The organism is Nocardia sp. CY15, assembly GCF_009829295.1.
GTDB lineage: Bacteria > Actinomycetota > Actinomycetes > Mycobacteriales > Mycobacteriaceae > Nocardia > Nocardia sputi.
Genome location: NZ_VUOT01000033.1, coordinates 15,902 through 41,240, shown reverse-complemented (window position 1 = coordinate 41,240; position 25,339 = coordinate 15,902). Strand labels below are relative to the sequence as shown.

Here is a 25,339-nt window from a genome sequence, read left to right as displayed (position 1 = left end):
GCAGCTGCCAGCGGTCGTTGTCGGATGGCAATTCCGCAGGGTGCTGCCACGGCATGTCGGGGGTAAGAGGTTGCGGGTCGGGCACTCGTCGGTCCACTTCAGCCTGTATCGCAGCGATCTGGCCCACCGCCGAAAGTTTCCGTTACGCCGCGGTACATTGAGCCGACAAGTAACGGTACGTTAAATGGGTGTGTCAACGGTGACGTAACCGATTTGTAACCTGACATTTCAGGGGCGCGAGGTGAAGTCGCATGCGACAGTTCTTGCCAAAGCTCGATCCGGACTTCCGTCTTCGCGTGTGCGAGGTACTGGATCCGATGCGCTGGTCGCCGCAGGCCGTCCGTCAACGATGTCGGATCTGGGTCATCGCCACCCGTTCAGGACGCATCACCGTCCGCCTCGTCGCCGGCTTACTGATTCTGCTGGTGATCCTGCTTTTGCCGGGCGGTGCTGCCGTCGGCCGAACGGACACGGCTACCGGCGGTAGGAGCACGTCCGCGATCGACGGAGTGGCGTGGACGAATGTCCGCGATTCGTCTGGAATTCCGTTGTCGCACTATCTGTTCGCCACCGAAGGCGGCATTCTCAACCCGCGAGACGCGGTGCTTGGAAGCGTGCTGGACCTGCTATTCACGGTATTCATAGTCGTCGTGATCAGTGCTATCTGGCTGACCGGCTTCGCGGTGAGCTTTCGCTGGCTCGACTGGCTCGGCACCCCGTTGAACGCACTCGCCGACGGCCTGCGGGATCAAATCGCTACCCCGATCATGATGACCGTGGCGGCCTCGATCGGCGCATTCTTCGTGGCATTGTTCGTCGTTCGCGGGTACTACGCCAAGGCTGCACTACAGGTGGTCTGCATGCTGGTGGTTGCCGTCGTCGGCGTCGGTTATCTGGCGCACCCGCTGGCCGCTGCGCTGTCGTCGAACGGCCTGCTGGCCCAGACGCGCGACGTCGGGATCTCGGTCGCTGCGGGGCTCAGCGGCGACTCCAGCCCGGACCCGAGAGTCATTGTCGCGGACTTGAACGGCACCTTGGCCGACAATTTCGCTCGACGTCCGTTGCAGATATGGAATTTCGGTCATGTCATCGACGATTCGCCGAGATGTCGCGCGGCCTGGTCGTCCGGAATCCTGGCGGGCAGTGAATCGGAGGTCGCGCGCGGGATGCGCGACTGCGGGGACGCTTACGCCCACGCCAAGATCACGAATCCGAGCGCGGGACAGGTCGGCACCGGGCTGATACTTCTTACTTTCGGCACAATCCTCTTGCTGTTCATGTCCTACCTTTCGATCAAGATCTTCCTCGCCGCACTCTCGTCGATCTTCCACGCGATCCTCGCCATTTTCGGTTTCGCCGCGGGGGGGTTTATATACGGCCCTACTCAGGCATTCCTGGTGCGCAACCTGGTCGACATGGTCGGCGATGCCGGGGCTCTGGTGGTCTACACCACCTACCTCGGTTGCTACGCCCTTGTACTGGACCATGTCTTCAGATCGGCGCCGGACAGTGGTATGGCTGTGATCTTCGTCGGTGGGGTCGTGGTGATCGCGGGCTTCGTACTGCTGCGACGCCTCGATCTCCACCTGCTCGGAGGTCAGAGCCGGATCGCCGAAAAGATCCGTGCGGCAATCGAAGGTAGGCCGGCCTCGGCTGGCGGGCCATCCACGGGGATCGGCGAGGCGAGCCTGCGCTATTCGCTGTCACCAGGCCGAGCCTTGGGAACGGCACTACGCGATGTCGCCGAATTCAACGCGAACCCCGTCGCGTCTTTCATGTTCGGCCGCCCATCGCCGCTGACTTACTACTCGAGCCGCATGCAAGATATGAATTACCTGAATTATGAACTGCTTCGAGGAAACGTACCGCAGCGGGCCGCCGGGAGCTGGATGGCGCGACTTACCTTGGGAAAGAATGCGCACGATGCGGCTGCCAGGGCTTCCGTGCACGAATTCGACGGCATCAACGCGCGAAGCGCTGCGGCAGCGATGACGACCATCCTCAACCTCGGTGCCGACCGTGCAGACGCCATGGGCGCCCTCGCCACGGCACATTTTCCCAGCCAGATGCGAAGATGGGCTGCCGAGGCGCATGCCCGGACCATGCAGTCCGCCGAAGACAACCCGATGGAATACGGTCCCTTGAAAAGAGTTGCCGCTGCCTTGGACTTGGCCGAGAATTCCCGGCCGTACGGCGTCGCCGAGCGAAACGCCCACAATGCCCAATTTGCAGAATCCGCAGCTCTGTTCCACCGCCTCACTCCCCGCCCCATGCGCAACCGCAGCGATGCAGCTTGGGAATCCGATCCATTGGTCCGGGACACGGTGCGACGAAGCTACGCGACGTTCGATGATTTCCAGCGAGTCGTAACTCCGGAAAGGTTTGCGAAAGCTGATGAGGACACTCGCAGATATATAGCATACCGGCTTTCCCGGGATCTGTTCGAAGCGGGAGAACGCTACTACCGAAACCCGGACGATCAAGCCGTCCGTGAGGAAGCAATGCGGCGCAAGGACAGGGCCGTATATGTCGATCTGCGGCTAGCAGGTACCAATATAGGGCCGTGGACAAACTAATAATCTTCGATGGACTGGGTGATCGCCAAGTGGCAATATTGCAAAAGAATTTGATAGTCTGCCCACATCACCCGTCTCTTCGTGGACGGGCTGTACTGCACGCTTCCTCAGGATTCCGGCATCGCTGTGCGCGGAGCACGGAACATCCCGTGCGCGAACCTCCCCGGCAAGCGGGCGGCGACCGCGGCACTGTGCAACAGCGACGAGGAATTCCAGCCCCTGGCCGCCGAACAGCCGCTGCTGGGCCCCTATCCGCGCGACCTTGGCCTCGAAGGACAAGGCGTTCCACCGGATTCGCGCTGGGAACCGGGCGCACCAGCACCGGCCGCTCCCGCGTCGGCTCCCGCACCTGCCGGCGCACCATCGATCGGCATCGCGCGATACGACCCGCGGACCGGCAACTACCTCGGCCCGGACGGGCGTCTCTATCAGCAGACCGACCTGGCGTCCAAGGCCGGTCGAACTTGGACGGACATGTTGCCGCACTGACCGCCGAGACCTGAAATCAATTCGCATGACTCCTGGTCGGGGCATGACCGATACTCGACCCACAGGAGTCGATGTCGGAGGTAGGGGACTTGAAGTTGGCGGAGGCGTTGGCGTTGCGCGCGGATTCGGCGCGCCGGATCGAGCAGTTGCGCGCTCGCATCGTGAGCAATGCTCGTTTCCAGGAAGGGGAGGAGCCGGCCGAGGACGCGTCGGCTCTGCTGGCCGAGGCAGACCAGGTGCTCGGTGAGTACGAGACGCTGATGCGGCGCATCAATCGCACCAATGCCTCCGCACGGATCGAAGCCGACGCCACCTTGACCGACGCGTTGGCCCGCCGGGACGCGTTGCGCCTGCGGCACTCTCTGGTGACCGCCGCCGCGGACGCGGCCGCTGGCAAGGGGCAGCCCGGGTACGCGCGTCAGCTGCGCTCGGAACTGAAGATGCTCGCGGCGTTGCCGGTCGCGCAACTGCGCGCGCAGGCCGATCAGCTCGCCAGGGAACTGCGTGAACTCGACGTGCGCATTCAGCGCTCCAACTGGGAGGTCGAACTGCTGGACTGACACGAGGAAGTGGAGCAGGTAGTCATCGCGGAGGCGTGCACGCACCCGATGGCCGACGGGATATTCGGCCACCTCTCCGGCGCACGATGGGCAGTGCGAGGGGTTCGATTCCCCTTCTCACACCGCAGCCCAGCACCGCGCACAAGAGACGGTGCACAGCACACAGCACACCACCATGTGCAGATCCGTGACGACGAGGGCGGGTACGGGGCACTCCACCGCGCGTCATTCCCAGAGTTCGCCACACGGCAGCGGAGGCAGGTCGGGGCGGACGTCGTCGTCGACGGTGATGACGAATCCGCCGTGGGCGCCCAGCTCGGCGGCGAGGTCCGCGATCTGTTCGGCGCACGCCTGGAAATCCAGTGAGATGCCGCCGGTTTCGATGTGGATGTGCCGGATGCGGCGGGGCGTCCGCGCGACCGCTTTCCGACGCGGACGTCCCGCGAGCATCGCCTGGGCGGGCCGGGACATCACGGCGCCGATCGCGCGGAGCGTCTACGGAGCAAGAGGGCGAACATCTTGATGACGCCGTTGTAACTCAACCCCACGGGTCCGAGCTTGACCTTGATCTTGCCGTGGAAGTCGTCGCCCTCGCGGGAGGTGATGGCGGCGCCGGGGACGCAAGGGGCGAGGCGTTCCAGATCGAGCAGTACCTGCCATGCCTGCGCGGCCGGTACGGGGATGTTGAACGTGTTGTCGAGTTTCATGGCAATCCTTCGGTGCTCACGCCTGCCCCGCGGTCGGCGTCTCGGCGTTCAGCGAATCGGCGGCGGCGCGGACCGCTCGGACGATGCCCTGGTACCCGGTGCACCGGCACAGGTTGCCGGAGATGGCCTCGCGGATCTGGGTCTCGGCCGGGTCGGGGTTCTCGCGCAGGAAAGCGGTGGCGGACACGATGAAGCCGGGGGTGCAGAATCCGCACTGCAGGCCGTGGTGATCCCGGAATGCCGCCTGCACCGGGGAGAGTTCGCCGTCGGGTCCGGCGATGCCCTCGACGGTGGTGAGCTCTGCGCCGTCGGCCTGCACGGCGAACACCAGGCAGGCGCGCACCGCCTGCCCGTCGAGCATGATCGTGCATGCGCCGTGCTCACACCCGAGATGGGTACCGGTCAGACCTCGCGGGCGCCAGCGCCGGATCGACCTCCGGGGTGCGCATCCAGAACTCGAATTCCGGTGCTGCGGTGCCGAGATCGTCGAGATCCACGCTCGCGCGAGTCTCCCAGGGCAGCAGGTCCCACTCCACCTTGTGCTCCGGGGTCAGCACCGGGGGCGTGGCCGCGATGGTCTGTCGCTGCGGTCCCTGTTCCTCGGCGTGCAACGAGACCGATGCGGTCGCCACCACGCCCCTGGACTGCTCGGCGATCAGCGACAGCGTGGCGAAGGAGCGGCCCGCGTGATGACAGTGCACCCGATACCGGATCGGCTCGTCGGTGCGGCCTTCGCGGACGAAGACCGTGTGCAGGGACTTGATCGACTTGTCCGGGACGCCGGCGGTGGCCGCGCGGACGAACTGGCCGAGCAATTGGCCGCCGAACACCCGGCTATAGGCCAACCGCAGGTTGCGGCCCTCGAATCGGGCGTCGGCGTCGTCACCGGACGGCGTCGCGGACAAGTCGAGACAGGAGACGAGGTCACTCCACAGATCGGGCATACGCCCGAGTGTAAGCTGGATTCTCGTATAGAAGAACATAATTCTCATCCGCGAGCGAAGCCGTGCGCGCAGAAGTGCCATACTTCCGACGCGGTGATCGGATGCTGCGTCTCGTCGTCGGAGGATCCCGCCGACTGCGCGGTGAACATGACGGTCTGCATGACCATCGCCGCCGTCCGGCGGGTGTTGACCTCGGGGCGCAGTTGCTCGGCTTGCTTGGCCAGATCCATCAATTCGGTGAACAGCGCCAGCATCGGCGCGTGCGCGACCTTCACATGGTCGGGGTGCGAGATCAGCAGTTGCGGCGCGAAATCCGTGAACAGCGGCCGCTGGGCCGACGGATCGGGCCTGCACAGCTCGAACAACAGCTCGACGGTCACTTGGAGCTTGTCCAGTGGGTCGGTCTGGCCGTCGGCGGCGGCGCGCAACTGGTCGGAAGTGCGGCTCAGCGCGTCCTCGAACAGGGCGAGCAGCAGCTCGTGTTTGCCGTCGAATTGCAGGTAGAAGCTACGCAGGGATTGTCGCGAGCGGTCGACGACCTCCTGCACGGTGAAATCCGTGCTGCCCTTCTCGGTGATGATCGCCTGGGCGGCGTCGAGGAACCGCTGCACGCGCTCCTCGGCGCGCAACTTCGCGGTGCGGAGGGAGCGCTCGACGGCGCGCTGCTTCCAGGCCGGTTTCTCGCTCGGGCTGGTCACGGGCGCCTCGGTCCTCGGTCATATGAAGAGAACATGAATGCACTGTATCGGAGAACGGTGTGTCATCGGGTTCTTGGGTCACCGTGTCCGACCTTCTGTTGAGACCATCATTTCCAGTGTCGAGAATGGTATTCTCACAGTCATTCACGCATCGACGCGGGAAGGAGGTGCGCCGCGATGGAACTGACGCCGCTCCCGTCGCCCTGCTTGCACCTCGGCGCGTCATCGTCGCCGGGCCCGCGCCTGGCTTCTCTCGGACTCGAGGAGCTCGATTTGTACATTCGCTATCAGGTCGCAGACCGGATCGCCACCATCACCCTCGACCGGCCCGAAGCGGCCAACGCGCAGAACGGCGAGTTGCTCGACCAACTCGACGCCGCGTGGGTTCGCGCCGCCCAGGACGAGGATGTCGCGGTCATCGTGCTGCGCGCGGAGGGCAAACACTTCTCCTCCGGACACGATCTGAAGGACAAGTCGTGGCCGGACCCGAGCAAGATCACCCTCGACCGCATCTACGGACTGGAGTCGCGCCGGTACCTGGAGTACTCACTGCGCTGGCACAATGTGCCGAAACCGTCCATCGCGGCGGTGCAGGGCCGGTGCATCGCGGGCGGCCTGCTGCTGTGCTGGCCGTGCGACCTCATCGTGGCCGCAGCGGCACAGCGATATCGGGCCACTCCGCGAGCAGGTCCGGCCAGCCGAGTCCGGCCAGAGCAGCGTCGAGATCCCGCCCCGTGGCCGCCACCATGGTCTTGCGCAGCGTCTCGGTGAGCAGGTCCAGTTCCGCCCGGTCCGGAAGGGATTCGGTCACGGTGACTCCTTACCCAGGTCCAGCAGGCGGCGGGCGATGATATTGCGCTGGATCTCCGCGGTTCCGCCGTAGATCGTGGCCGCACGGGAGTAGAGGAACTCGGTGCGCCACGGCGAGTCGGCCAGTTCCACCGCGCCGGGCAACAGATCGCGCGCGGTGTCGAACAGTTGCTGCTCGGCGGCGGCGAGCAGCACCTTGTCGACCGAGGTCTCCGGCCCGAGTCGGGCGCCGTCGGCCAGGCGCCGCTGGGTCGCGTGCGAGCGGCACCGCACCGTGTGCAGCGCCAGGTACGCGGCGCCGAGTTCGGCGTCGTCGGCGATCGCGGTCTGCTCCAGCACTTGGTCCAGCCGGGTGAACAGGTAGGCGATCCGGTGCCAGAAGCAGGTGGAGCGCTCGTAGGGCAGCAGATCCATCGCCACCCGCCACCCGTCGCCGGGCTTGCCCAGCATGCGATCGGCGGGCACCACCACCTCGTCGAAGAAGACTTCGGCGAACTCGTCCACGCCGTGCATGGTGCGCAACGGACGGACGGTGATCCCGGGGGAGTCCATATCCACGAAGAAGGCGGTGATGCCGTCGTGGCCGGGCCCGGTGCGCGTGAGCAGCACGCATCGAGCCGCGTACTGGGCCAGGCTGGTCCACACTTTCTGACCGCTGACCACCCACTCCTGACCGCGCGGTGTCGCCTTGGTGCTCAGCGAGGCCAGGTCGCTGCCCGATCCGGGCTCGGAGAACCCTTGACACCACTGCTCGCGGCCGGACAGCAGCAGCGGCACCATCACGGCCGCCAATTCCGCTCGCGCGTAGGAGATCATCGTCGGCGCGAGCACTTCGATCATCGAATAGATGCCGGGTTCGGCCAGGTCGCGGGTGGCGGGCTCCTCACCGAGCACCGCACGCAGCGCGGCGGGCCCACCGAGACCCGGCACGGCGACGGGCCAGCCGTAGCGCATCCAGCCCGCGTCGTACAAGGCGCGGCGCACGCGCAGCAGCTGTTCGACCTGTCCGTCGAGCGAGTGATCCGGGCCGGGGGTGAGGTCGTTGCGTTCCAGCCAGGCGCGCAGGTTCGACCGGAACGTGGCGACACCGGGCACGCCGATCACATCCGCCAGCAGCCCTTCGGCCAAACGGCCGCGGTCGGCCACGCCGACCAGCTCGGCCGCGGCGAGCGTCGCGGCCCGCAGCACCTCGAGCGGCGGCAACCCGCGTTCGACCAGCGCCACCAGCTCGTCGGCATTGCGGCCGTGTGGAATCGCGGGTGCGTCGGTGCCGACCGCGATCTTCACGCCCGCCTTGTATGCGGCCAGCACCGAGGTGCGGGCCTTCGGGAACATCTCGGCCGCCTTGGCCTGCAACGCTGGATCGGCTTTCGAGACGTCCATGGCGTCGGCCAGCCGGGTGGTCGGCACCAGCCAGGTGCCTGCGGCCTTCGGCTACCTGGGCCACAACCTGCCCCAGGAGCGGCTGACCGTTGCGGTCGGCTCGGTCGCCCAGGCGCGGGCGCGAGCGCCGCGACGGTCGAACACACCAAGCAGCGCAAGGACTTCGGCATGCCGGTCGTGTCGTTCCAGAACACCAAGTTCGAACTGGCCGCGATGTCCGCGGAAGTCGAAGCGGCGCAGACCATGGTCGACCGGGCGGTGCTCGACCTCGTCGATGGCGCGCTGTCCGGCGCGGACGCCGCCCGCGTCGAACTCTTCTGCACCGAGGTCCAAGCCCGCGTCGTGGACCGTTGCCTGCAACTGTTCGGCGGGTACGGTTACATGATGGAGTACCCGATCGCCCGGTTGTACACCGATGCGCGAGTAGCGCGCATCTACGCGGGCACCAGCGAGGTCATGAAAATGATCGTGGCACGAGATCTGGGCTTGTCCTGAATCCGCGCGGACGCCTGTGACCGGAAATGCCGGATCGGGCGGTATCGTGGTGGTGTGGCGGACCGGGGGATCGAATTCAAGCCGGATGCGGATGACCCGAAACGGGTGAAATTGAACAAAGGGTTGCCGAAAGGTGTTTCGCGCGCGGAAATCACCTATCGCGTCGAGGGCGGCCTGCGAGGGACGCGTGTGGTGCGCTGTTCCGGAGCGGAGTTCGCGCACCTGCGGACCGCCGTCGACAATGTATACGAAGGCCCCTGGAGCGAACCGCGGCGACTGTCGGTGTCGGAAGCTCGGCACTACATCGATCAGGCGCATCGCCGAATCCAGCTGGCCGAAGACGAGATTCGCCGCCGGCAGGAGGCCGTGGACCTGCGGTGTCCGTGGTGTGAACGGCAACGCGCTTACATCGGAATACTCGGCTTCGTCACCGGACATCCCGGCTTCATGACCGACCACCCGAGCGAGTTGGGGCAGCAGGTCGTCCAGCAGCATGCCTACCGGTGTGATCGGTGCGGCTCCATGATGTTCTTCGCCGACGGTTTCCTGCCTCACCCGTTGCCCGGCCGCAATCCTCGCTGATCGAGATTCCCGATAGTCGCCGCTGCGCGGTTTTCACCCGAAAGGGGTGAATCACGTCCCGACCGGGTATTGGCAGACTGTGCGGTGAGAATAGACAAGCCTCGTCGATTCACTTCTGGTCACTATTCTCCGCGACTCGGTCAGCCGTTCCCGTGTGGAAACGCGGCGGGCGTCGGCGTCGTCCGGCCGGGTTCGCGTTGTCGATTCCTGGCATGCCCACCGCGGACCGAAGGAGCGTCGAATGACCGAGACCGCCAGAATGGTGACCAAGCGGAAGACCGTCGCCTCGCCGTCGCCGTCCCCGGAGCCCGCGGAGCGGAGTTCGCCCGGATGGTACAAGCTGCACAACGATTCCGGCGGCCACATTTCGGTCTATCGACAAGAATGGAACAATCCCAAGGAGCTTTTCGTGTTGGCTCCCGGCGCCACCAGCGCGGAGTACGAGGCCGGTCACGAGATCTACATACTGTTCTCCGAGGCCGGTGAGTGGTCGCCGGTCACTTGGACGAGTTCGGACGGTTCCTTCACCATCACCTATCACGTCAGTGGCTACACCACCTCGAACCAAGTGAACAACGTGAGTTCTTTCGGATAGGTGGGAGGAGTCGGTCTCGAAGTGGCGCAGCCCCGTTGACTACGCTGACGCGGTGTCCCACTCCGTGCCACTGACGAGACTTCTCGATGACGCGGGCTTGCTGTCCCTCGAACACCGGCTCCACCTCGAAGAACTGCTGGGCGTACACGTGTTGGAGGCCGACCTGGAGGGAAGGCGGCTGGAATTCCGCGGCGAGGAGCGCTCCTTCGTGTGCACCGACGTCCATCTGCTCGGTACGGCCGACGCCGATTGGTGGCTGTGGGGCTGGGTGAATCCCTGGGGCTACCCGCGGTCGCTGCTGCGTGCCGCGGAGACGGTGCGTGAGTTCGGCTTCCGGTACGGAGTCGCCGAATTGTGTTCGGCGGAACTGCCCGTCGTCCTCGGTGGTGCGGCGCCGGAGCCCGCTCAGGTGGCCGCCCTGATGGCGGACGCCGCGAAGATCGTCTGCGGGCGCTGGAGTTCCTACTGCGGCGTCATCGACGGCGCCTGCGTCGCGTTCCTCGTCGACCATCCGGCGTTCGAGCTGCCCGCCCCGACGGCTTCCGGCCTCGCTCGCGTGCTGGCCTACGGTTTCGGTGCGCTGCCGCTGACGGATCACCGGCGTGCCGTGCACAGCTACCTGACCCGGCGCGGCTTGGTCACGGAGTTCCTTGACGACTACCGATGGCTGGAGTTCAGCGGCCACGGTGTCGCGGGCGACGTCGAGTTCGACGCTTCCGGCGAGGTCTCGAACCTCGATATCCGCATCGTGATGGATCGGATCGAGGCGCCCTTCGCGCTGAGGAGACAGTCGGCCGAGTCCCACTGACCGTCGCGTCGCGACGCCGACGCCGCGACCCTCCTCGGCGGCGCCGGTCAGTTCGGCGGAAACAGTTGCTCGAACCGGTCGAGGATCTCGGGGAAGGCGATCCGGGCGGTCGCGGCATGGTCGAGGTCGCCCAGATCGCGCAGCGTGGCGTTGCCGCTGTCGAGGGCTCTCAGGCAGTGCTCGGCATTGGCGTAGGGGACGGCGCGGTCGCCGCGGGAGGCGTAGAGGTGGACGGGCACGGGAGGAGTCCAGTCGCAGGTGCCGTCGCTGTCGGCGATCGCCCTCGCTGCGGCGCCGGTCGGCTCGGCGGCCAACTCCAGGAAGCGTGGGGTCAGCAGTTGCTTCGGGGTGGCCGCCAGCGACGTCACGATGGTGATCTCGCTGTGGAAGCCGTCGAAGAGTTCTTCGACTTTGTCGGCATACGGTGCTTGGAAGGCTTCCATCGGATCGTCGTAGAGGTGGTGGATCCGGTTCATCGAGGTGATCCAGTAGGAGAGGAACAGGACCGCCGCGCCCGGTACGACCTGCCCTTCGAATGCGGCGGGCGCTTGGACGTGCTGGAGGTCGTAGGGCCCGCTGACCGGGGCCAGCGCGGCGACCCCGAAGCCGGGGATCGCACGGGCGTGCAGTGCCTTGCCCAGCGCCATCGCGGCGTGACCCCCCTGGGAGAAGCCGGTCACCAGGACGTTCCGGTCCAGCTCACGGCGCTGTTGTGTGACCAGGGTATCGGCCGCCCGCAACAGATCACCCGAAGCGCTGACCTCCGACGGCGCATGGGTGTAGGGATGGGGCCCCGCGCCGTTCCCGAGGCCCAAGTAGTCCGGCGCCATCGCGGCATAGCCCGCGGCGGCGAACGCCACCGTACGCAGCCGATCTGGGAGGTTGCGCGTGTCGACCGACGGCGCGTCACTCTTCAGCGTCATGGTCCCGTGCGCGTAGCTGACCGCACGCAATCGCCGGGCCTCGGTTCGAGGCAGCACCACCAGTCCACTGGCGGTGGTCGGCTCGCCCTGCGGAGTGATCGTGCGGTAGTCGACGCGGAAGGCGTCGACGCCGTTTCGGACGGGAGTCCGGATTCCGCCGTCGGCCAACAGTGCCGCGGTCTGGTCCGGCGGCAGACTCAGTACGGGCGTGGTCGACACGATCTCGCCCCGGGCGGGCTGCCGCTCGTGTTCGGTGTCCCCGCACCCGACGGCGGCGCCCAGCAGGACGACCACCACGACCAGGCAGCGCCTCGAACGGTACATCGGTCGATCCTCTCGATGGTCATCGGCTCAGCTCCATCATTGCTCTCGCGGGAGCTGTCCTGGGAGAGATCGGTGGCGCCGTGCGATCTGCTCGTTGCCGGGCTCGGCGATCGCCCGGGTCCAAGCGGACGGGAGGGAACCGCCGCCGGTCGAACTCACTTCGATCGCCCGCGCGCGTCGGGTCGCACGGTCTGGTAACTGGGCTGCTCAGCCGCCATAACCGCCGCCGATAAGTAACTGAGCGTTCACGAACATGACGGGGGAATCTACCTGGGCATAGGTGGGATATGTTATTAGCAATTATCAACACGTGTGGTAGCTTCGACCTGATTGCTATCGGAGCTGGGCGGGGTCGTCGGCGCCATCCGGTCAATGATGTCCGGTCAGCGCCGAAACGCCATGGCAACTGATCGAAAGATCTTCCCGAGGAGTGGGCATGGGCACGCTACCGGCCGGTGCGGCGACGGAAATCTACTTCCGTGCGGCGGCCGCGACGTTGGTGGAGGCTGCGACGATCCTGGCGGACTTCGGGTGCTCCCCGGTCGATGCCTCCGGCATCCTCACTCGGTTACGCCGAGTCGAGCACGCGCTGAGCGTGGTGATCGGCAACTTGACCACCACTCTGGAGTCCGGGCCCGGAGCCGCCGAGGCCGCGAGATCGTCCGAACTCGGGGCGGCGCTCGGCCGCGTCGTGGAGCGGACGCGCGCCGCGGCCGCGCTCGCGGACGCCCACGTCATCACGGCGGTACCGGACGAGGTGCTCGAGGTCGTGGTGACGATAGGTCGCTGCGCGCATCTCACCTCCGCCGCACTCGGTGCGTCCGACCAGCCGCTGCTCGGGTCCTATCGCACCCAATTGTTACGGCTGGCGGTACATGCCGAGCGCACCTTCACCCGGTGGTCGCTGTCGCGGCCGACGACCGGCACGGATCGGACGGTCGAACTCGCCGGAGCGCTCATCGACGTCGTCCACGCGTTCCTGATGGTCGGATACGCGGCGGACATCGTCATCGCGGCATGAACGTCCGCAAGGATCGCCTGCCCGACTCCGGGTGGCGCTGTGGGCAGCGTCGGCGCCGCGGGTCCGAAGGGCGGCTATGTGTCCATGAATTCTCTCCAGAAATTCAAGTACAACCTGGATAAACACCAGTTTGGTTAACAGTTGTTCACGTCGTGTGATAGAACTCACCTGCGACACGAAGGGGACTGTTCGACATGCAGCCAACGGCCAAGCAACGCGCGGCGATGAACGTCATCTGCGACACCTTCAACCCGGGCGACGGGCTGACGCTGCCGTCGGCCAGCGCGATCGGAGCCGTCGAGACCGTCTTCCAACTGCTGGGGCGCAATCCCCGCGAGGCCGAGAAGAAGCAATTGGCCACGCTGCTGAACCTGTGGGATTCACGGCTGGCCGGCTTGCTCACCGGCAGCGGTCCGCGACGCTTCACCAGCCTGTCGCAGGAGCAACGCGAACGGGCGTTGCTGCGGCTCGCCGACTCTCGTTTCGAGTCGGTGCGAGTGATCTTCCAGGCGCTCAAACAAGCATCGCTGCTGTCCTACAACATCACTCCCGGTCCCGCGGGCGCCAACCCGCTGTGGAAGGAGATCGGATATCCGGCCCCGGCCGGGCCGCTGCAAACCGCGCCCGCGCCCGCGCTGGCTCCGCTGCGATGCGGCGAGACCACCGAACTGCGCTGTGACGTCGTGGTGGTCGGGTCCGGGGCCGGAGGCGGGGTCGCGGCCGCGGTACTGGCCGAAGCGGGACTCGATGTCGTGGTGCTGGAACGCGGGAACTACTACGACGACCGCGATTTCGGCACCGGCGAGCTCGGCGGGCTGCAGCACCTGTACGCGCCGGGGCCGCCCGGCTCGACCGAGGGCCAGATCACCCTCGTCGCGGGCTCGTGCCTGGGTGGCGGAACGGTCGTGAACTGGAGCACGTCCTTGCCGACGCCGGACGACGTCCGGGCGGAGTGGGCCGCGCTGGGCGCCGCCCAGTTCGCCGAGACCGAATTCGGCGAAGCGCTCGAGGTCGTGCAACGGCGGCTCGGTGTCACCGATCAGCGGTCGGTTCTGTCGGCGCGCGACGGTGTGCTCGAGCGCGGCGCCCGCGCGCTGGGCTGGGAAGTGGATACGTTGCCGCGCAACGTCACCGACGCCTGCGACGCCGGTGTCGAGTGCGGTCGATGCGGATACGGCTGCAGGCTGGGCGCCAAACAGTCGGCGACCAAGACCTGGCTCGCGGATGCGGCCGATCGGGGCGCCCGCCTCGTCGTGGACGCCGACGTGCGGCGCATCACCGTGCGAGGCGGACGCGCCCAGGGAGTTTCGGCCGTCACCTCCGACGGCGTGGAGATCCAGGTGCACGCCCGCGCGGTGGTGGTGTCGGCCGGAGCGATCCAGACTCCGGCGTTGCTGCGGCGCTCCGGGTTGCGCAACGCCAATATCGGCCGCCACTTGCGCTTGCACCCGGCGGCCGCGGTGTTCGGCGTGTTCGCCGAAGAGATCCGGCCGTGGGAAGGCGGTCTGCAGACGAGGATCTGCCGCGAACACAGCGACCTGGACGGCAACGGCTACGGCGTGATCTACGAAACCGGTCCGGTACATCCGGGCCTCGCCACCGGATTCATGAGCTGGCGCGGCGCCGCGAACCATCGAGCCACCATGCTCGACTTCGCGCATTCCAACGCGATCGGGATCATTACCCGGGACCGGGATTCGGGCACCGTGTCCCTCGACCGCAGTGGTGAGCCGATCGTCCATTACCGGCTGTCGGACTATGACGCCGCTCATCTGCACACCGGGTTCGAGGGGGCGGCGAGCATTCTGGAAGCAGCGGGTGCGCGCCGCATCTTCTCCGGGCACCAAGCCGGCATCTCCTATGAGCCGGGCAGGCACGGTTCGCACGACGAATTCGCCGCCGCGTGCCGGGCCGCCGGGTACGGCCCGGGGCAATGTTCCCTCGGCGCGCTGCACATCATGGGTTCGGCCCGAATGGGTGGCTCGCCGAAGACCTCGGCCACCAACCCGGACGGCGCCACCTGGGAAGTGACGAACGTCGTCGTCGCCGACGCGTCGTGCTTCCCCACCGCCTCGGGCGTCAATCCGATGGTGTCGATCGAGGCGATCGCCTACATGAACGCCAAGCGCCTTGCGGCGCAGCTGATCTGACTCCGTGTCGGAGCGAAGCGGTCAAATCGCTCGGATGCCCTCGAGCACCGCGCGCAGGAGGCCGAGATCCGGCTCCGCCCCCATCGTGGGCTGAGTCGACCGGCAGATCAACCGGCCGTCGTCGAGCAGGTCTCCGATGAGGACCTTCGTCATCGTCAGGGGCAGGCTCAGTCGCGCGGACACCTCGGCCACCGACTGCGGGCTGTGGCACAACTGCACGATCGCGGCGTATTCCGGATCTGCGCGCCGCAGCGCGGTACCGGGCGCGGCGTCGACCACCAGGGTGGCCACGTTGAGTTCCGGTCGCGCGGTACGCCCCCGGCCGCGGGTGATGGCGAACAGCCGGACCAGCGGTCCGGCGTCTTCCTCGTACCAGGGATCGTGCGGATAACTCATGGTCGCGTCTGAGCAGGGGGATGCGGGCGCGTGTCGACCGAAAGATGCGTTCCGACTCGCTGCACCGTCTGGTTCATTTCGTAGGCCACCATACCCATATCGGCGGTCTCGGAGGCCAGCAACGCCAAGCACGCGTTGGCCCCGGCCGCGGTGACGAACAGCACCGCGCGGTCGAGTTCGACCACCGTCTGGCAGACGCCACCGGCGTCGAAGTGGTGGCCGACACTCCGGGACAGACTGTGCAGTGCCGATGCCATCGCGCAGAACCGCTCGGCGTCGGCCTTGTCCAGCTGACGCGAGTGGCCCAGCAGCAGCCCGTCCGAGGACAGCAGGACCGCGGACTGGGCTCCGGCCAGTCCGCTGACCAGCTCGTCGAGCAGCCAGCCGAGGCCGGTTCCCTGAGAAGTAGTCATCGTCGCCTTCTACGGTGAGTTCGATTGCGGACTAGTCGGAGTCGGGACGGCTCCGGCGTCCCTGGCGGGTTCCGCTCTCGATGGCACTCATCAGATTGCGTGCTTCCTCGGCGGTACGCTGCCGTGCCGGGGCGGCGGGGGGCGGCGCCGTCTGCTCCTCGGGGGACTGGCGACGGCGGCGCGGCAACGGCGGCCGGGTATCCGGTGCGGGCTCGGCAGGCGGTGTGGCGTTCGAGTCCCATCCGCGGTGTTCGCTCGGCGCGCCCGAGGTCAGGGGCTGTTCGGAGGACGACGTGAACCATGCCGATCGCTTCTCCACCGGCGACGGCCGAGGCGCCGCGTTGTCCGGCACCGATATCTGCGCGGGCTGGACCTCGTCGCCGTCTTCGTGTTCACCGGGTCGGGTCTCGGACTGCAGCAGTGCGCTCGGAATCAGCACCACCGCCCGCACGCCCCCGTAGACGGATTCACCCAGGCGCACCGAAACACTGTGGCGGTGAGCCAGTTTCGCGACCACGAACAACCCGAGGCGGGTTTCGCCGGACAAGGTCACCACACTGAAATCCGGCGGGTTGGAGAGCAATCCGTTACGCGTGACGAAGTCGGCGTCCGGCATACCGAGACCCTGATCGATGATCTCGACCGCCACCCCGCGCCCGACCACGACGCCGGATACCTCGACCCGTGCCTGCGGGGGCGAGAAGGCTGTCGCGTTGTCCATCAGCTCGGCCATCAAATGGATCAGGTCGGCTACGGCGTTGCTCGACACCTGGACCTCCGGCAGGCGGCCGGTCTGAATCCGGGCGTAATCCAGACTTTCCGCGACCGCGGCGCGGACCAGGTCCAGCAGCGGCACCGGCTTGCGCCAGCGCCTGCCCGGTTTCTCGCCACCGAGGATGATGAGATTCTCGGCGTTGCGCCGCGCCCGCGTCGCCAGGTGGTCGAGCTGGAACAGCAACTCGAGCTGGTCGGGGTTCTCCTCCTTGCGCTCGGCCTGGTCGAGCAGCGCGAGCTGGCGGTGCACGACGACTTGGCTGCGGTGGGCGATGTTGAGGAATACCGCGTTGACGCCCGCTCGTGTCTTCGCCTCCGCGACGGCCGCCGACACGGCCGCGACGTGGGCGCGGTTGAAGGCGTCGGCCACCTGGCCCAATTCGTCGGTGCCGTAATCCAGGCGCGTCAGCGCCGTCTCGGAGTCGAGATTCTCACCTCGACCGAGTCTGCCCATGACCTCGGGCAGTTGCTGATCCGCCAATTCCAGGGTGTCGCGCCGCAATCGGCGCATCCGTGCGATGAAGCGATTGGCCAGGACCAGTGCCGCGAGGAAGGCGAGGGTCGCGATGAGCAACACCGCCGCGCCACCCAGCAGGGACTGCTGCGCGGTCCGGTCGCCCCGCTCGCGCGCGATGTCGTGGGCGTCACGGCTCTGGTACTCCCAGAGCTTCAGCAGGGCCGCCACGACCTTTCCGGAAGCGTCCTGCCAGGCCGCGAGGTCCATGGGCAGCGGCACGGTCTCGGAGGTGGAGCCTCGGGTTCGGCCGGTGCCGTCCGTGGACCGAGGGGACTCGTCGACGTCCGTGCCCGCCTCCACCGGGCCCCGCATCGACACCGCATCCTGCATGGCGATCACCTGCTGGTAGACCGCCGCACCGGTGATCTCCTCGAGTTGGGCGAGCCGAGTGCCCCGCAGCACGCGGCTCGAGTAGGCGACTTCACTGCGGAATTCGCCGACCAACCGGTTGAATTCGATCAACTGCGCGGGAGTGTGCTGGCCGACGGTCAGTGCCACCGCACCCAGAGTGTCCGCCATCGACAACGCTTCGGCCGCGCGCAGGGGTTCGACACCATAGCCCAGTTCCATGGCGATGTCGGCTTCCGGAGCCACCCGGGCGGCCAGCATCGACGCGGCGATGATCGTGCCGATGACCTGGCTGAAGGCTCCGAATACCTCGTTCGGCGGGGCTTGCCGTGCGTCGACCCCGCCGCGCAGCGTCGGCACCATGGAGAACGCCTTGTTGTAGCCTTCGATGTCGGAGGCGGAGCCGGCGGGGTTGAGTTTGCGGGCGGCGTCGCCTTTGGCGATCACCGCCGCCAGCGCCGCGTCCGAGCGTTGTCGCGCCGAGGCGAGTGCCGGTACGACGCCGGCATCACCGGCCAGATACAACAGCGACAAGCGGCGCTCTTCCTGGAACGCCTCGACCATGAGGATGGCCGGTCCTGTCGTGCTACTGGCCAGCTCCGCCCATTCCTGCGCCGCCCGAGCGGATCTCACCAGGTAACCCGCCGCTCCCACACCGATCGTGAGCAGCGTGACGCTCGAGATCAGCACGATCGCCAACAGCCGAACCCGGACACTTACTCGCCCACGGACATCACGCCGGCTCGACCGAACCGCTTTCACAGCGGATTCACCTAGCTCAGACCACTTGCTCACGGCTGGAAATGCCCACCTCTGACACGGCCCCGCCCGAGCCGGGCGGCACCTCACCTGTACCCGTCCGAAGAATAACGAAAGTGTGGCGATAACATCGCAAATCACACGTATTCGTGATACCCGACAAGTGGACCGCGATTATTCCTGAATTGAGGGCTTGTTGCGCGGTCGCTCGTACCAGCCCGACCGGCCCGGCGGCGAGCACGCCATGGGCATGTGAAGCCGGGCGGCAGCCGGCCCGTGGCTCGGCAATCCGCGCTGTTCACGACCATCCGGCCACACCAGGTTCGCGAACCCTCCCCGTCCTGTGCATCGCCACGCACGGTAGCCCGTATCCGGGCAAGGGTGACGTCGCGGATCGTGCGCTGCCCGTAACCTTCCGGGAGGCGCGATTGATCAGAGCAAAAGCCTATGTCGAACTTATCGTCAGTTCTCGTCGCATTTCGCAGCACCGGGTGGTTTTCGATACGTCGAGACGTGCGCCAAATTCGGTCTGCGCGAGCTCCGGCCGCCGGCGGAGGTGAAATTGGACCGTGGCTCCCTAACGTGTGGCGCTCCCGACAGCCGGTTCGCTGTATACGTGCAAGGGAGAGGAGGGCGGGAAGGTGACCGGTAGAGCGGTCAGGGCTCGGTGAAAGGGACCTGGTCTCCAGCTCGGCGCTCCGCCGGGAAGATCCAGCCGCATCTCGGGCAGTGCGTCGAGCAGCTGGTCGATCGCCTCCTGGGCGATCAGGTAGGCCATGGATTGTGCCGGGCAGGCATGGGGGCCGAGGCCCCACGCCAGGTGCGAGCGGTTGCCCGTCTGGTTCTCGGAGCGGATGGCGGGGTCGTTGTTGCAAGCCGCCATGCTGATGACGACCGGTTGATGCGCGGGCAGCCAGACGCCGTCCACGAGAATCGGATGTCGCGGGTAGGTGATCAGCAGGTTCGCCAGGGGCGGGTCGTTGAACAGCACCTCGTCCAGCGCCTCGCGGGAGGACAGATTCCCGCCCATCACGCTGTCACCGAACCGATCGTCGGTGAGGATCAGCAGCAGGGTGTTGACGATCAGGTTCAGCAGGAATTCGATACCCGAGCCGTAGACCTGCGCGACATGGTTGACCAACTCCATCTCATCCAGGCCCGCCGGATGCTGGAGCAGTCTCGTGGTGACGTCGCCGCGCGGCGCGGCCCGCTTGAGCGCCACCAACTCCAGCAGCGCCTCGTACAGGATCTTGTTGCCGTGGTCGGCGTCGACGCCTTCGACGATCGCGGCCGTGGCGGCGGCGAGTCGCTGGCCGATCTCCGGCGGGCAGCCGAGCAGGGAATTGACCGCCGCGAAGACCAGCGGGAACACGTACTGGCTGATCAATTCGGCATTGCCGTCCTGGCAGAAGGTGTTGACCAGTGGGGCGGCGATGTCTTCGACGGCGCCTTGCAGCGCGTACAGATCGACCGCGCCCAGGCTGGTGGTGATGGCCTGCCGGTAGCGCGCGAAGTCGGTTCCGGCGCTCCTGCTAGCGGTGGGCCGCCACTCCAACAGCGGCAGGATGGGGCAGTCGGACGGGACGCTCTTCTGCCAAGTGCGTGGATCGGCGGGGAAGTGGTCGGGATCGTTGAGGATCCGCACCGCGGTGGCGTAGCCGATCACCAGCGTGGCGGGCACGCCCGGTGCGAGCGTCACCGGAGCCAAAGAGCCGTACCGCCCGCGCATCTCACGGTAGGCACGGTGCGGATCGGCGGCGAATTCCGGCGTGTGCAGTGGTACGCGTGGTCCGTCGGAGTCGATCGGCGAGCCGTGGACGATCGGGCAGGATCCGGCGCTGCTACCGGACGGCGGCGTACTCAAGTATGGAACTCCAGACAATCGTGTGCGGTGCGGGCGTGCTAGAGCGGACCGGCGTGCCGAGTCGTGGCTCCGGAGAGAGCGTTAGCTGTGTCTGCCGGAACCGGGCGATGATATAGCGCCGGTTGTGACATCGAGTCCCCGCTGCTGGCGACAATCGGTTCCGGCGCCGCTGGTGGATTCGATGCCGTGCTCGCCCCGCCACCTGGGTGGCGAGACGATTCGGCATGGAGTCGGTCGAAGCAGCTCCGTCGGTGCTCGGCAATGCCGCCGACTATATCGGTGTCTGTGCCGGTTCTCTCAAACGCCGAGGGCGCCTAGCGAATCGTGGTCGTCCAGAGCGGTGGTGATGCGCTTCAACAGCGTCAGGCAGGTCTGTTCGGTCTGCATCTTGGGTTGGTAGACGGCGCGACCGATGGTGAACGCCCATGCCGCGTAGGCGAACATGGACTGTTGCCGGTAGGCCAGCCAGGCGTCGTCGAACGACGGCACTTCGCCGCCGGCCCGCCCGAGTTCATCCAGATACAGCTCCAGTAGTGCGCGGTCCCAAGCGCGCCGGTCTTCCGGTTCGCAGCCGGAATTCACGGTATACGCGAAATCGTGCGCCCAGCCGCCCTGCATCACGACCTGCCAGTCGACCAATCCCATCCGTCCGTCACCGGTCACGTAGGTCTGCCCGATGTGCGGATCGCCGTGCAGCAAGGTCGGCGGCATGTTCCCGGTCGCGATGTCGAGGGCCTTCTCGACTCCGGCCCACAACCGCTCGCTCTGCCCGTGCAGGGACTCGGGGATGACCGATTCGGCCCGCTTCAACCCGACCTCGCATCGCTTCTTCATGTCGATCGCGGCGAGTACGGCGTCGAGCATGTCGTTCGGCGTACCGAGCTCCGCGAGCGCTGGATGCTTCCAGAAGGTCCCGTGCAGCCGAGCGAGATTGCGTACCAAATCCTCCATCTGGTGGCGGGCGATCGGCGCGTTCGGTTCGATGAACACCGCGCCACGGGTCGCGGCGATGTCCTCCATGAGCGCGATCGACCGCCACGACGCCGGATCGACGGCGCCCCAGTAACCCAACGGCGCCTCCATGTCGACGGCGGGGCGGAAGTCCCTGAAGAAGCGGGTTTCGCCGTCGATCATCTTCGCTCCGCCGAGCAGGATGCGCTGGCTGAGCGACGTGGTGGTCTTGGCGAACAACCGGGTCGGCAATCCGGCTTGCTCGCCCGGCTCGTTGTACTGGACGCTCAGCGCCACCCGGGTGGATGTGCCGCTGCTGCCGTTGGAAGTCTCGAACGAGACCACTTCGGCCGCGGGGACGTCGCGGCACAGTACGGCCGTCAGCCACTCGGCGGTGATCGCGTCACCGGAGACCGGGACGTCCTCGATGCGGCGTGCTTTCGGCCGGGCGAGCTTCTCACCTAGCATGTGACCACCGACTGTGACGAGCCTCCCGAGCAGCCAGAGCTTGTGATTCACGCGTTGCCTCGATTCCCGAGTGTGCCGAAGATGTTCTGAGCAGCAGGCCCGTCGAGTGCACGGGCGGTAGGACAGTACCCGATCAGGCGTCGGGCGCGAATCTACTTCCCGCACACGGGAACTCGGTTTCGTCGTCGCTGTGGTCAACTTCGTGCGACCGAACAGCGTCGCGGCGTGGTCGATTTCGCCCGTCTTCTCGGTGGATACCGCGGTGTCTCTTGACATCCGAGACTGTCGGGCAACCCCTTCGCGCAGCACGCGCAGGTGCTGCGCGAAGGATTTGTCCTCACGCGACCGTGCGGCCGGGCCTACCGCGGCGGAATCAGTCGCAGCAGGTGGCGCCGGACGCGACCGCTTCCTTCTTCGCGGTCGAACTACAGCACGCGCCCTCGGCGGCGGCGTCTTCGGCGGTGCCGCAACAGGCCTGCACCGCCTCCGCGTCGCCGAGTTCGGGTGCGGCGCCGAAGGTGTCGCTGTCGGCCAGCACGGTGTAGACCTCCCAGCGCTCCTTGTCCGGCGCGGTGATCCACACCTTGTCCTGGGTCGCGAAGCAACACGTGGTGGCGATCTGCTCCTCGGTGAACAAGCCTGCTTCCGACAGGCGGGCGATCTCGGCGTGCACTTGATCGGAGGTCTCGACCTCCACGCCGAGATGGTTGACACTGCCGCCGTGGCCTGGGTTCTCGAGCAGGACCAGCTTCAAGGGCGGCTCGGTGATCGCGAAATTCGCGTAGCCGGGCTTGCGCTTGGCCGGTTCGGCGCCGAACAGCGTCGAGTAGAACGTGACGGCCTGTTCGAGGTCGTCGACATTGAGGGCGAGCTGGATGCGGGACATGGCTACCTCCACTTTTGTGACATATATCGAAGAACCGGTTCGGTGCCGAGTCTGCCACCTTTTCGACATATGTCAATGCTTTCGGTAGTCTGGGTCGCATGCCCAAGACGCTGCCGGTGATCGACATGTCCGCCCCGGTCTGCTGCCCCCCGGTCGCGGCGGGGCCGGTGGACGAGAACGCCGCGCTGGAGGTGGCGCTGCGATTGAAGGCGATCGCCGATCCGGTGCGCGTGCGCCTGTTGTCGCTGCTGTTGACCAGCTCGTCCGGCGCGGAGAACGGCGGCGATCTCGCCGCGGCGGTCGGTTTGAGCGAGTCGACGGTCAGTCATCATCTCGGGCAGCTGCGCAAGGCCGGGCTGGTCGAGTCCGAACGCCGTGGCATGAACACTCTCCATCGCCCCCGCCGCGACGCGCTGGCCGCGTTGTGCGTGGTGCTCGATCCGAACTGCTGCCGCTGACGGCTGCAGCGGGTTCGCCGGTGCCCGCGGATTCGTCCTCGCGAACGCGTGATGAGGCGATCGCGGAGCAAATGGATCTCGTTTTCGTCTCGGGCTGGTGAACTCGAGCGCTTTGCCCTCCGGACCTGGCGCGGCGTGATAGGACGGTTGTCCAGGTGCGTCTTCACAAGAGCAGGGCGGTCTGGCTCAGGAGTGCTCCGCGGGGCGCTCGAATCGAATCGGGAGCGTCATGGATTCTCCATCCGACCCCTGCCCGTCCAACTCCGAGCGGCCACCTGCGGCAGGCCTGGTCGCCGATCCACGGACCCGGTTGTCCAGCAGTCTGCGACGGCAGGGCCCAGCGGTGGTGATGTCGACTCGGGGCATCGCCGACGCATTCACCCTGAATGTGTGGCAGCAGGACATAAGCCGGGCCGTCGAGTGTGCGGAGGCTTCGTCCTGTGGCTTGGTTGTGGACACGACCAAGCTCGAATTTCTCTCCTGCCGTGCGGTAAAGACGCTCGCGCGGGAAGCCGACCGCTGTCGAAGCGGCGGGACCTCGGTGAGTTTGGTGAGCCCGAGCCCTGCGATCGCCAGGATCGCCGCCGCCGACCCGGTCATGGCCCGGCTGCCGATCCATTCGACCGTTGTCAGCGCCCTCACCGCGCTCCTGCTTCGCCCACCCCGGCCCCATCACGCTATGCCACGCACCGCACGGCTCACCGCGCAAACCGACTCCGCCGCACCGGCAGCCGGATTCCGTAGATCGGGCAGCAGAGCGCAGCGGCGAGAATCGACACCGGGGCGTGTCTCGCCGGACGACGCCACCGGTGCCCAACGTCCGGTGTGAAATGCTCGTTGAACCGTTCGCATTCCTGTGTGTCGGCGATTCGGAAGAAGCGGTAGCACGTGCGCTGGATCGCGCGCTCGGCCTCGATGGTCGTCGCGAGCAGATCTTCTGGTAAGCCGGTCACGTCTGGCCTTTGATTTCGAATCTTCGACTCGAATTCCCTGCCACCGAGAACATCACACGTGCCGTACGATTCGCCCGAAGGTGCGCGCGAATATCGAGACATCGACTCCGTCACCGGCCTGGCCAGCGGCATCCCGCACTGTGCGGCATGGACACGAATTCCGAACGTCCGGGATAGCGACGTACGGCGCTGAATCCGAAAACGGACGAAAACGGATCCCCGAATGCATTGCCTCCGTGGGGGTGCCGGGGTGTTACTGGATAGAGCCGTGCCACGGCAGGAGTCGGCACCCCGGTGCGGAGAAATCCGCACATACCGCGACCCCCTCTTCACCACATCGACGAGGAGGCAGGATCATGCCTACTATCACTTCGATATCGCCGACCACGGGACCGGTCACCGGCGGCAACAGCGTGAGCATCACCGGCAGCGGGTTCACCGGCACCACCGCGGTGTTCTTCGGTTTTCTTCCCGCGCCATCGTTCACGGTTCTATCGGATACGCAGATCACCGCGGTCGCTCCGGTGGGGATCGGTACGGTCCCGGTCATCGTCATCGCGCCGAGCGGCATAAGCAACGGGGTTCCCTACACCTACGTGCTGCCGCCGATCCTGTTCGCGCTGACTCCGGGCACGGGATCACCCGCCGGGGGAACCACGGTCATCATCTTCGGGGTGGGACTGTCGGGTGCGACGGCGGTGAATTTCGGCGCTACACCGGCGACTTCGTTCACCGTGGTGTCGAATACGCAGATCGTGGCCGTCGCGCCCCCGGGGACGGGCACGGTGCAGGTCACCGTGACCACTCCCGCGGGTACGAGTAACGGGCTGCCGTTCACGTATCTGTCGGTGCCCACGCTGGTTTCGATCAGTCCGAGTTCCGGCCCGGCGACCGGGGGAACCGTGGTCACGTTGACCGGCACCGGGTTCACCGGCGCCAGTTCGGTGAAGTTCGGAGCTACTCCTGCGACGTTCTACTTCGTGTTGTCGGACTCGCTGATCGTCGCGATCGCTCCTCCGGGGACGGGTACGGTGCCAGTCACCGTGACCACCGCCGCGGGTACGAGCGCCGGGCTGCCGTTCACGTATGTGTCGGTCCCCGCGCTGGCTGCGATCGCTCCGAATTCGGGGCCGGTGACCGGCGGAACGACGGTCACGTTGACCGGTAGCGGGTTCACCGGTGCTACAGCGGTGTCCTTCGGTTTCGTCCCGGCGGCTTCGTTCACGGTCGTGTCGGATACGCAGATCACCGCGGTCGCTCCCGCAGGGTTGGGGATCGTCCCGGTAACCGTCACCGCCGCAGGCGGTACCAGCAACGCGGTTACTTATATCTACGTCTGAGAGCACGACCGTTCCCGGCGCGAGCCGGGGCGGGCGTGATCACCGAGGGGGCCGACCTGGTTCCGGGCCGGTCCCTTCGGTCACCCGGCGGTAGAGGGACCGGACACGCCGGTGCCGGCTGATTCGAACCACGAACTGCGTTCGCGG

General features: G+C 66.6%; 24 protein-coding genes and 3 pseudogenes. 13 read left to right on the top strand and 14 right to left on the bottom strand.

The genetic code is table 11. From position 1 onward, the window contains the following. Positions 1-251 precede the first annotated feature (251 nt). The 3 genes from GVY39_RS27760 (at position 252) to GVY39_RS27750 (ending at position 3,625) form a co-directional block, all read left to right on the top strand. Complete coding sequence (locus tag GVY39_RS27760; RefSeq protein WP_159929690.1) at positions 252-2,576, top strand: hypothetical protein; 2,325 nt, start codon at positions 252-254, stop codon at positions 2,574-2,576. A gap of 126 nt (positions 2,577-2,702) precedes the next feature. Then, positions 2,703-3,065 carry a hypothetical protein gene (locus GVY39_RS27755; RefSeq protein WP_159929688.1) on the top strand — a complete coding sequence of 121 codons (363 nt, stop codon included), beginning with the start codon at positions 2,703-2,705 and terminating at the stop codon, positions 3,063-3,065. A gap of 89 nt (positions 3,066-3,154) precedes the next feature. After that, the gene (locus tag GVY39_RS27750) at positions 3,155-3,625 is read left to right on the top strand and encodes a DIP1984 family protein (RefSeq protein WP_159929686.1); all 471 of its coding nucleotides are present in this window, start codon (positions 3,155-3,157) and stop codon (positions 3,623-3,625) included. Between the two features lie 225 nt (positions 3,626-3,850). On the opposite strand, the gene GVY39_RS27745 is transcribed toward GVY39_RS27750, so the two are convergent. From GVY39_RS27745 to GVY39_RS27725, 5 genes are read right to left on the bottom strand one after another with little or no spacing between them, the layout of a single operon-like run. Beyond that, positions 3,851-4,099 carry a hypothetical protein gene (locus GVY39_RS27745; protein WP_159989364.1) on the bottom strand — a complete coding sequence of 83 codons (249 nt, stop codon included), beginning with the start codon at positions 4,097-4,099 and terminating at the stop codon, positions 3,851-3,853. Then, on the bottom strand, positions 4,096-4,332 hold the full coding sequence (locus GVY39_RS27740) for an SRPBCC domain-containing protein (protein WP_159929682.1): 237 nt from the start codon (positions 4,330-4,332) through the stop codon (positions 4,096-4,098). Before GVY39_RS27740 ends, GVY39_RS27745 begins: the two co-directional genes overlap by 4 nt. A gap of 16 nt (positions 4,333-4,348) precedes the next feature. Then, positions 4,349-4,762, bottom strand: a complete 414-nt coding sequence (locus tag GVY39_RS27735; protein ID WP_236565712.1) for a (2Fe-2S)-binding protein — start codon at positions 4,760-4,762, stop codon at positions 4,349-4,351. Beyond that, on the bottom strand, positions 4,713-5,276 hold the full coding sequence (locus tag GVY39_RS27730; protein WP_159929678.1) for an acyl-CoA thioesterase II: 564 nt from the start codon (positions 5,274-5,276) through the stop codon (positions 4,713-4,715). Before GVY39_RS27730 ends, GVY39_RS27735 begins: the two co-directional genes overlap by 50 nt. A gap of 44 nt (positions 5,277-5,320) precedes the next feature. After that, a complete protein-coding gene (locus GVY39_RS27725) occupies positions 5,321-5,974 on the bottom strand; it encodes a TetR/AcrR family transcriptional regulator (RefSeq protein WP_159929676.1) in 654 nt (217 codons plus the stop codon). A 273-nt stretch (positions 5,975-6,247) separates the two neighbouring features. Between GVY39_RS27725 and GVY39_RS27720 the strand changes: the two are divergent. Continuing rightward, a pseudogene (locus GVY39_RS27720) lies at positions 6,248-6,628 on the top strand (enoyl-CoA hydratase-related protein); the annotation flags it as partial. A gap of 153 nt (positions 6,629-6,781) precedes the next feature. Here the strand turns inward: GVY39_RS27720 and GVY39_RS27715 are convergent. Next, on the bottom strand, positions 6,782-7,879 hold the full coding sequence (locus tag GVY39_RS27715) for an acyl-CoA dehydrogenase family protein (RefSeq protein ID WP_370523830.1): 1,098 nt from the start codon (positions 7,877-7,879) through the stop codon (positions 6,782-6,784). Between the two features lie 57 nt (positions 7,880-7,936). Continuing rightward, a pseudogene (locus GVY39_RS34725) lies at positions 7,937-8,167 on the bottom strand (amidohydrolase family protein); the annotation flags it as partial. A 43-nt stretch (positions 8,168-8,210) separates the two neighbouring features. Here GVY39_RS34725 and GVY39_RS27710 point away from each other — a divergent pair. The 4 genes and pseudogenes from GVY39_RS27710 to GVY39_RS27695 all read left to right on the top strand — a co-directional run. Next, positions 8,211-8,662 (top strand): annotated as a pseudogene (locus tag GVY39_RS27710) (acyl-CoA dehydrogenase family protein); the annotation flags it as partial. A gap of 54 nt (positions 8,663-8,716) precedes the next feature. Further along, positions 8,717-9,244, top strand: a complete 528-nt coding sequence (locus GVY39_RS27705; RefSeq protein WP_159929673.1) for a hypothetical protein — start codon at positions 8,717-8,719, stop codon at positions 9,242-9,244. A 241-nt stretch (positions 9,245-9,485) separates the two neighbouring features. Beyond that, positions 9,486-9,839, top strand: coding sequence for a hypothetical protein (locus GVY39_RS27700; RefSeq protein WP_159929671.1), 354 nt, complete (start codon positions 9,486-9,488; stop codon positions 9,837-9,839). 52 nt (positions 9,840-9,891) lie between these two features. Further along, complete coding sequence (locus GVY39_RS27695; RefSeq protein WP_159929669.1) at positions 9,892-10,647, top strand: DUF6882 domain-containing protein; 756 nt, start codon at positions 9,892-9,894, stop codon at positions 10,645-10,647. 47 nt (positions 10,648-10,694) lie between these two features. Here GVY39_RS27695 and GVY39_RS27690 read toward each other — a convergent pair whose 3' ends face one another. Next, positions 10,695-11,894, bottom strand: a complete 1,200-nt coding sequence (locus GVY39_RS27690) for an alpha/beta hydrolase (protein WP_159929667.1) — start codon at positions 11,892-11,894, stop codon at positions 10,695-10,697. 436 nt (positions 11,895-12,330) lie between these two features. Here GVY39_RS27690 and GVY39_RS27685 point away from each other — a divergent pair, with 436 nt between their 5' ends. Beyond that, positions 12,331-12,915: a hypothetical protein gene (locus GVY39_RS27685; RefSeq protein WP_159929665.1), complete on the top strand. Its 585-nt coding sequence runs from the start codon at positions 12,331-12,333 to the stop codon at positions 12,913-12,915. Between the two features lie 194 nt (positions 12,916-13,109). Then, complete coding sequence (locus GVY39_RS27680; protein ID WP_159929663.1) at positions 13,110-15,065, top strand: GMC family oxidoreductase; 1,956 nt, start codon at positions 13,110-13,112, stop codon at positions 15,063-15,065. A 21-nt stretch (positions 15,066-15,086) separates the two neighbouring features. On the opposite strand, the gene GVY39_RS27675 is transcribed toward GVY39_RS27680, so the two are convergent. From GVY39_RS27675 to GVY39_RS27650, 6 genes are all read right to left on the bottom strand, one after another. Further along, positions 15,087-15,461, bottom strand: a complete 375-nt coding sequence (locus tag GVY39_RS27675; protein WP_159929661.1) for a DUF742 domain-containing protein — start codon at positions 15,459-15,461, stop codon at positions 15,087-15,089. Next, complete coding sequence (locus GVY39_RS27670) at positions 15,458-15,874, bottom strand: roadblock/LC7 domain-containing protein (protein ID WP_159929659.1); 417 nt, start codon at positions 15,872-15,874, stop codon at positions 15,458-15,460. Before GVY39_RS27670 ends, GVY39_RS27675 begins: the two co-directional genes overlap by 4 nt. A gap of 31 nt (positions 15,875-15,905) precedes the next feature. Next, complete coding sequence (locus GVY39_RS27665) at positions 15,906-18,203, bottom strand: nitrate- and nitrite sensing domain-containing protein (protein WP_236565710.1); 2,298 nt, start codon at positions 18,201-18,203, stop codon at positions 15,906-15,908. Positions 18,204-18,849: 646 nt separating this feature from the next. Beyond that, positions 18,850-20,136: a cytochrome P450 gene (locus GVY39_RS27660; protein WP_159929655.1), complete on the bottom strand. Its 1,287-nt coding sequence runs from the start codon at positions 20,134-20,136 to the stop codon at positions 18,850-18,852. A gap of 297 nt (positions 20,137-20,433) precedes the next feature. Next, positions 20,434-21,555, bottom strand: a complete 1,122-nt coding sequence (locus tag GVY39_RS27655) for an aminoglycoside phosphotransferase family protein (protein WP_236565707.1) — start codon at positions 21,553-21,555, stop codon at positions 20,434-20,436. A 373-nt stretch (positions 21,556-21,928) separates the two neighbouring features. Then, on the bottom strand, positions 21,929-22,441 hold the full coding sequence (locus GVY39_RS27650; protein ID WP_159929651.1) for an ArsI/CadI family heavy metal resistance metalloenzyme: 513 nt from the start codon (positions 22,439-22,441) through the stop codon (positions 21,929-21,931). Between the two features lie 98 nt (positions 22,442-22,539). Here GVY39_RS27650 and GVY39_RS27645 point away from each other — a divergent pair, with 98 nt between their 5' ends. The 3 genes from GVY39_RS27645 (at position 22,540) to GVY39_RS27630 (ending at position 25,192) form a co-directional block, all read left to right on the top strand. After that, positions 22,540-22,899, top strand: coding sequence for an Rv2640c family ArsR-like transcriptional regulator (locus GVY39_RS27645; RefSeq protein ID WP_159929649.1), 360 nt, complete (start codon positions 22,540-22,542; stop codon positions 22,897-22,899). 229 nt (positions 22,900-23,128) lie between these two features. Continuing rightward, a complete protein-coding gene (locus tag GVY39_RS35380; RefSeq protein WP_159929647.1) occupies positions 23,129-23,728 on the top strand; it encodes an STAS domain-containing protein in 600 nt (199 codons plus the stop codon). A gap of 480 nt (positions 23,729-24,208) precedes the next feature. Further along, on the top strand, positions 24,209-25,192 hold the full coding sequence (locus GVY39_RS27630; protein WP_159929643.1) for an IPT/TIG domain-containing protein: 984 nt from the start codon (positions 24,209-24,211) through the stop codon (positions 25,190-25,192). The last annotated feature ends 147 nt before the right edge of the window (positions 25,193-25,339 follow it).

Coding starts and splice junctions, on each gene's coding strand:
- GVY39_RS27645 (WP_159929649.1), top strand. CDS start 22,540: ATGCCCAAGACGCTGCCGGTGATCGACATGTCCGCCCCGGTCTGCTGC.
- GVY39_RS27730 (WP_159929678.1), bottom strand. CDS start 5,276: ATGCCCGATCTGTGGAGTGACCTCGTCTCCTGTCTCGACTTGTCCGCG.
- GVY39_RS27740 (WP_159929682.1), bottom strand. CDS start 4,332: ATGAAACTCGACAACACGTTCAACATCCCCGTACCGGCCGCGCAGGCA.
- GVY39_RS35380 (WP_159929647.1), top strand. CDS start 23,129: ATGGATTCTCCATCCGACCCCTGCCCGTCCAACTCCGAGCGGCCACCT.
- GVY39_RS27650 (WP_159929651.1), bottom strand. CDS start 22,441: ATGTCCCGCATCCAGCTCGCCCTCAATGTCGACGACCTCGAACAGGCC.
- GVY39_RS27670 (WP_159929659.1), bottom strand. CDS start 15,874: ATGACTACTTCTCAGGGAACCGGCCTCGGCTGGCTGCTCGACGAGCTG.
- GVY39_RS27685 (WP_159929665.1), top strand. CDS start 12,331: ATGGGCACGCTACCGGCCGGTGCGGCGACGGAAATCTACTTCCGTGCG.
- GVY39_RS27680 (WP_159929663.1), top strand. CDS start 13,110: ATGCAGCCAACGGCCAAGCAACGCGCGGCGATGAACGTCATCTGCGAC.
- GVY39_RS27700 (WP_159929671.1), top strand. CDS start 9,486: ATGACCGAGACCGCCAGAATGGTGACCAAGCGGAAGACCGTCGCCTCG.
- GVY39_RS27760 (WP_159929690.1), top strand. CDS start 252: ATGCGACAGTTCTTGCCAAAGCTCGATCCGGACTTCCGTCTTCGCGTG.
- GVY39_RS27655 (WP_236565707.1), bottom strand. CDS start 21,555: ATGCTAGGTGAGAAGCTCGCCCGGCCGAAAGCACGCCGCATCGAGGAC.
- GVY39_RS27675 (WP_159929661.1), bottom strand. CDS start 15,461: ATGAGTTATCCGCACGATCCCTGGTACGAGGAAGACGCCGGACCGCTG.
- GVY39_RS27690 (WP_159929667.1), bottom strand. CDS start 11,894: ATGTACCGTTCGAGGCGCTGCCTGGTCGTGGTGGTCGTCCTGCTGGGC.
- GVY39_RS27630 (WP_159929643.1), top strand. CDS start 24,209: ATGCCTACTATCACTTCGATATCGCCGACCACGGGACCGGTCACCGGC.